The organism is Methylobacterium sp. GC_Met_2, assembly GCF_026540795.1.
GTDB lineage: Bacteria > Pseudomonadota > Alphaproteobacteria > Rhizobiales > Beijerinckiaceae > Methylobacterium.
The window spans coordinates 1-4384 of the sequence record NZ_JALNUM010000211.1 but is presented as its reverse complement, the minus strand read 5'-3'; the positions used below and the strand labels follow the sequence as shown (position 1 = coordinate 4384).

The 4384-nt window shown below is 62.6% G+C and carries 8 protein-coding genes and 1 pseudogene; 7 read left to right on the top strand and 2 right to left on the bottom strand.

Annotated features, from left to right (window positions below):
• Positions 1–304, top strand: a pseudogene (locus tag OXS49_RS32700) (porin); the annotation flags it as partial.
• Positions 305–816: 512 nt separating this feature from the next.
• On the opposite strand, the gene OXS49_RS32695 reads toward OXS49_RS32700, so the two are convergent.
• Entirely contained in the window at positions 817–1185 is a 369-nt protein-coding gene (locus OXS49_RS32695) for a hypothetical protein (protein ID WP_267428673.1), read from the bottom strand.
• Between the two features lie 233 nt (positions 1186–1418).
• Here OXS49_RS32695 and OXS49_RS32690 point away from each other — a divergent pair, with 233 nt between their 5' ends.
• The 5 genes from OXS49_RS32690 to OXS49_RS32670 all read left to right on the top strand — a co-directional run bounded on the left by OXS49_RS32690 (position 1419) and on the right by OXS49_RS32670 (position 3135).
• Positions 1419–1649: a hypothetical protein gene (locus OXS49_RS32690; RefSeq protein WP_267428672.1), complete on the top strand. Its 231-nt coding sequence runs from the start codon at positions 1419–1421 to the stop codon at positions 1647–1649.
• A gap of 51 nt (positions 1650–1700) precedes the next feature.
• Entirely contained in the window at positions 1701–1853 is a 153-nt protein-coding gene (locus OXS49_RS32685; RefSeq protein WP_267428671.1) for a hypothetical protein, read from the top strand.
• A 183-nt stretch (positions 1854–2036) separates the two neighbouring features.
• Positions 2037–2297, top strand: coding sequence for a hypothetical protein (locus OXS49_RS32680; RefSeq protein WP_267428670.1), 261 nt, complete (start codon positions 2037–2039; stop codon positions 2295–2297).
• A 17-nt stretch (positions 2298–2314) separates the two neighbouring features.
• Positions 2315–2650: a hypothetical protein gene (locus tag OXS49_RS32675; protein WP_267428669.1), complete on the top strand. Its 336-nt coding sequence runs from the start codon at positions 2315–2317 to the stop codon at positions 2648–2650.
• A gap of 152 nt (positions 2651–2802) precedes the next feature.
• Positions 2803–3135: a hypothetical protein gene (locus tag OXS49_RS32670; protein WP_267428668.1), complete on the top strand. Its 333-nt coding sequence runs from the start codon at positions 2803–2805 to the stop codon at positions 3133–3135.
• 263 nt (positions 3136–3398) lie between these two features.
• Here the strand turns inward: OXS49_RS32670 and OXS49_RS32665 are convergent, their stop codons facing one another.
• Complete coding sequence (locus OXS49_RS32665; RefSeq protein WP_267428667.1) at positions 3399–3899, bottom strand: MucR family transcriptional regulator; 501 nt, start codon at positions 3897–3899, stop codon at positions 3399–3401.
• Between the two features lie 194 nt (positions 3900–4093).
• Here OXS49_RS32665 and OXS49_RS32660 point away from each other — a divergent pair.
• The coding region (locus OXS49_RS32660) for a hypothetical protein (protein WP_267428666.1) at positions 4094–4384 on the top strand (291 nt) is incomplete at its 3' end.

Here is a 4384-nt window from a genome sequence, read left to right as displayed (position 1 = left end):
ATTCGGCTCGAACGCCGTCGGCACGCCCGGTACCCGGTTCTTCAACTTGAGCCAGGCCCTGCGCGACACCTACCAGTTCGTGGCGGGTGGCAGCATCATCTGGTCGCCGGTCAAGGATCTCGATATCGGCGTCGAGGCGTTCTACACCCAGATCGGCCTGAAGAACGGCCGGGCGATCGACCTCGACAAGAGCCCGACCGCCTACGCCAACATCGCCGGCATCAACAACGGCACCTTCGCGGTCCGTACTGCCACGCAGGACTCGGTCTCGCAGGTCCGCTTCCGCGTCCAGCGCGACTTCTAGTTTTCCCAGTTCGAGACCGGTTGTTCCCAAAGCTTCCTGATCTCGATGTCCCCGTACAAAGGGACCCCAACTCGCCCGGCCGAAAGGCCGGGCTTTTTGTTGCGCGGTTGCCGTGATCCGATCAACGCTCACCGGCACTAAGCTACCTCCCAGCCATGGCCAAAAGATCCTCAGCGTCGGCGACATGCGCCGCAAGTCCGAGGTGGCAGTGGGGTTCAACGGGTAGGGAGAATGACTACCGAGATCGCTGGAGAACCGTGTGGATGAGGCTCAAATCCACTTGAAACTACGGCCGCTTACACTGCTCAGGATGATCTGGGAGAGGCTGGCATGACCGAGGAGCAGATTGACGACCTGCAGGTGCTATCTGATCTGCGCTCCTGGCATCGGATACAGATCGAGCAGGCATCCGGCGATATCCGCGTCGTGCAAGCACACGAGCAAGCCATCCTTCGGCTCCACCAGCTAAGCGCTATTAAGAGGCAGCGGGCAGCCGAGAATGAGGTGGAGCGTCAGCGGGACCTAGTCACGAACTCCCAGACCGGAATGCCCCAGACCTGACCTATCTTCGTCCGGTAGCCGGAGAAGCGCTCGAACACGATCCGATCTGCCTCGACGCCAATGGCTGATGCAACGTTGCCCATCAGGGCGCCGACATATTCCACACGCTGGAAGCCGTGCTGTGGATGAACCCCGAACAGCTGCGGGGCCGTCCAACCCAGCCCGTGGGCCTCGGCGCCAAACTGATCGAGGAACGCCAGCGCGGCCGCCCGCATCGGCGGCCATTTCGTCGGCAGGAGATACCGACACTGGGAAGCGTGCTCGGATAGGCGCTCGATCTGGTCGCGCCAGGAGGCGACGGTGGGTGATAGCTCTGACATGCTTCGGCGATAGGAGTGCAGCCTTAACGATGGCATCGCTGTGCAGCTCAACTGCGTATGCGGGGGCCGAACAGGAGAACCACCGTGGCACCTCTTTCGCGAGCGCTAAGCCGAAGTTGCTGCGCTGACGGAGGAACGCGATCATGTTGACAGGTCGAACTGACGCTCTCACCAAACACCTGAAGGCGAAGGGCTATCTGAAATAGCCGCCCAACATGCGGAGCTTAGTAGCCGTGAAGCACATTTACACGTTCGCAGAGGTTGAGGGTTCACGGCTGGCCGCGACCGCAGATCGTGACGGTGCGAACCTGCCCGGTGGCCACAAGCTGTGGCAGCGCCTGGACAAGATCGATGTCGAAGAAATGGTCGACAGCTCTGGCATAATTGCGATGGGCAACGCCGAGGAGATCCTGCGCGACGTGCAGGACCACGGCCTTTATCTCACCGCGAGCCGACCCGCCTGACCGGTTGATCACAGCTGGGGCTATGCACAGCATCACGAGGATCCTGAGAGGATGATCCGGATCGCGACCATCGTGGGTGTCGCGGTCGTGGCAGCGGCTGGTTCGCAGCTCCTCACCGACGAGGGCTTCGAGAACGCTCCCCTGGTGGTCTTGGGCGTGGGCTTCTTTGCCGCCGGGCTCGTTGCGCTATTGATCAGGACATGAGCGCTCCAGAACCTGACGAACTGTTCCGTGCTCGGCTCCTGCACGTCGTCGCCGACAACGAGCGACACCTCGTGAGGATGGCCTAAGGTGCGTTCCTCGATCACATTGGCCGCAAGTATGGACGGTTCAGGACGGGCGTGCCGCTGAAGGGGCTCGACGTTCAGGGTAAGCGGATCTGATCCCATGACCAACATCCCCGTTCGCGAGATCGAGTTCTCCCCGCTCGGGGGTCGTGTCAGCCGAGAGGGCTGCACCGTGCAAATCCACATCTACCGGTTTGCCGGCAGCGATGATGAGTGGACGCTGGAAGTGGTCGACCATGACGACGGACACACCGTCTGGGAAAACACGTTCTCGACCGATCAGGAAGCCTATGAGGCTTTCGAGCAAGCGTTGAACGAGGACGGCATCCGCTCGTTCGTGGACGAGCCGGTCAAGCACTGATTTCAGCGCTGGGCTCGTTGGCGCAGCGTTCAGCGCGGGGCAGTCGAAGCGCGGCCCTGGCGCTCTACATCATCGGCATGCCTACGCTCGGCCTCACGCTCCCACTTCGCATCTGCATCCTTGAAGACGCTGCTTGCGTCGAAGACGCCAACGGCCGGCGTACCGGTTTCGTCGCCTGGTCGGATGGTGGTGGCGATGTCGGCGATGAACCGTTCACACGCGCCGAGGCCATCGAGCAGGTCCGCATTATCGCGAGCGCCTGGGCCGCTGCTTTGGTCAGCGGAGGCACGCTCGATACCGGTCCGGCACCTGAGGCCGGCGCTGCAGCCGCCGAGCCCTCACCAGAAGGCTGACGGCGCCTCGAAGCCACCGGCGTCATCTTCATTGACGAGAACGGCAAGGGCCCGGGGGGACAGATGGATTGAGGAAGGCTCAACTGAGCTAGTTTGGCATTCTACCCTTCGTGAAAGCTTGTCGGATGTCGCGGCTCAGCTATCCTGCCCCCATGCGCACAGCCCTCGCCGCCCTCGCTCTCGTCGTCGCAGTTGGTGGGGCGCAGGCTGCTGAGCAGTTGCCGAGGTTCAAGCCCAACACCCTCTACCCGGATGCTCGCGTGTCGCTCCTGGCGCTGGGCTGGCAGCCGGTAGCGGCATTGAGCCGGGCATGCGACCAACGCGAAAGCACCTGCGATATCTATCCTGAGGCTGAAAGCTGCGCGCCGTTTGGATCGGCCGCCTGCTCGATGCTGTGGAAACGCGGCGAGCAGCTCATTAGCGTCATAACGATCGGCGACGCCGACATCCTGGTCAGATCTGCGTCCTGCCGGTCTGGCTGTTAGCTCAAACAGGTAGGGGCGAGCCCGCGAGCATAGTTCGGGAGATCCTTTAACCCGCTCGGACCCGCCCCGATCTGCTCACGGGGCGGGGGAGCGTCCGATCTCACTAGCGGGCGGGCCGATACGCAACGTGGCCCAAGAGCATGATGACGCATCGGGGTTGGACAGGCGTCACTTGAGGCAGGCCGCAGACTGTCCCAGGTTGGTGCTGGATGAGAACCTGATGCCCAACACGCTGACGCCAGCCGCTACGCGATCGCCCACCCCTACTCGGCAGCTGCAGCCTTCTTTCGGCCCTTCGGCTTAGCCGGTGGTACAGCGGCCTCGGCGGCGTCCAGGGCCGCGTTCCGACGCTGATGGCCAAGGCCGATATTCTTGGCCAGCGCCGAGCGACGCTCGGAGTAGCTGGCTGCCACGGATGGGTAATTGGCTGGCAGGCCGTATCGGGCACGGTAAGCCGCCGGATCCAAGCCGTGTCTGGTGAGATGGCGTTTCAGGGTCTGATAGGTCTTACCGTCGATGAAGCTCACGAGGCCTTCGGGGCGGATCGACTTGCGGATCTGCGCGGGCGTCAGCTTGTCTGCCTCCGCCTCGCCCGGTGCGGACGGGCTGCCCAGGCCGGCAACTGCGTCATGCATGCTCAACAGCAGCTGCGGCAGCTCGGTAGGGGAAACGCGGTTGTTCGAGACGTAGGCCGAAACGATTTGGGCAGCTAGGTCGATGAAATTGCTCTGATCCGTTGCCAGAAACGATGTGTCGTCGCTCATCTACACCTCTGATGTATGGGGGCATGACAAACGTAAGGCGACGGGGGATTAGTCAATCCCGTAGCTGCACACCGAAGCTGCAATGGTAGGCATATCTACGGATCTTGTAGGCAGGTACGGTGTTTCCGTGTCGAAAAACATAGGCGGCGGCGGCTGCTGGAGTAGTGGTGATGCTTTGCCGAGCCCTTCTTGCCGTGGCTCTTGCTGCCGGCCTGCACGTGGCGCCCGTCCAGGCGCAGACCCAGGAGGAGCAGGCTTTAGCCCTACTCCGGGCGTCCAGCGCACAGTCAGCTATCATCACGTTCTGCGGCAAGCACTACGCCATCGACGGCACGACCGCCTTGCGGATCTCTCAAACCGCGCGTGACGTGGCCACCGAGGTGCTGGGGCGGGAACGGGCGAACGTCGCCTTCAAGGACGAGTTGGCGCGCCGCTATACCGAGGTGAAGGAAGTCGGTGAGCAGCAGTGGTGCACCGACCAGCGC

Excerpts from the sequence above, each read along its gene's own strand:
- OXS49_RS32695 (WP_267428673.1), bottom strand. The coding sequence starts at position 1,185 with ATGTCAGAGCTATCACCCACCGTCGCCTCCTGGCGCGACCAGATCGAG.
- OXS49_RS32685 (WP_267428671.1), top strand. The coding sequence starts at position 1,701 with ATGATCCGGATCGCGACCATCGTGGGTGTCGCGGTCGTGGCAGCGGCT.
- OXS49_RS32680 (WP_267428670.1), top strand. The coding sequence starts at position 2,037 with ATGACCAACATCCCCGTTCGCGAGATCGAGTTCTCCCCGCTCGGGGGT.
- OXS49_RS32670 (WP_267428668.1), top strand. The coding sequence starts at position 2,803 with ATGCGCACAGCCCTCGCCGCCCTCGCTCTCGTCGTCGCAGTTGGTGGG.
- OXS49_RS32665 (WP_267428667.1), bottom strand. The coding sequence starts at position 3,899 with ATGAGCGACGACACATCGTTTCTGGCAACGGATCAGAGCAATTTCATC.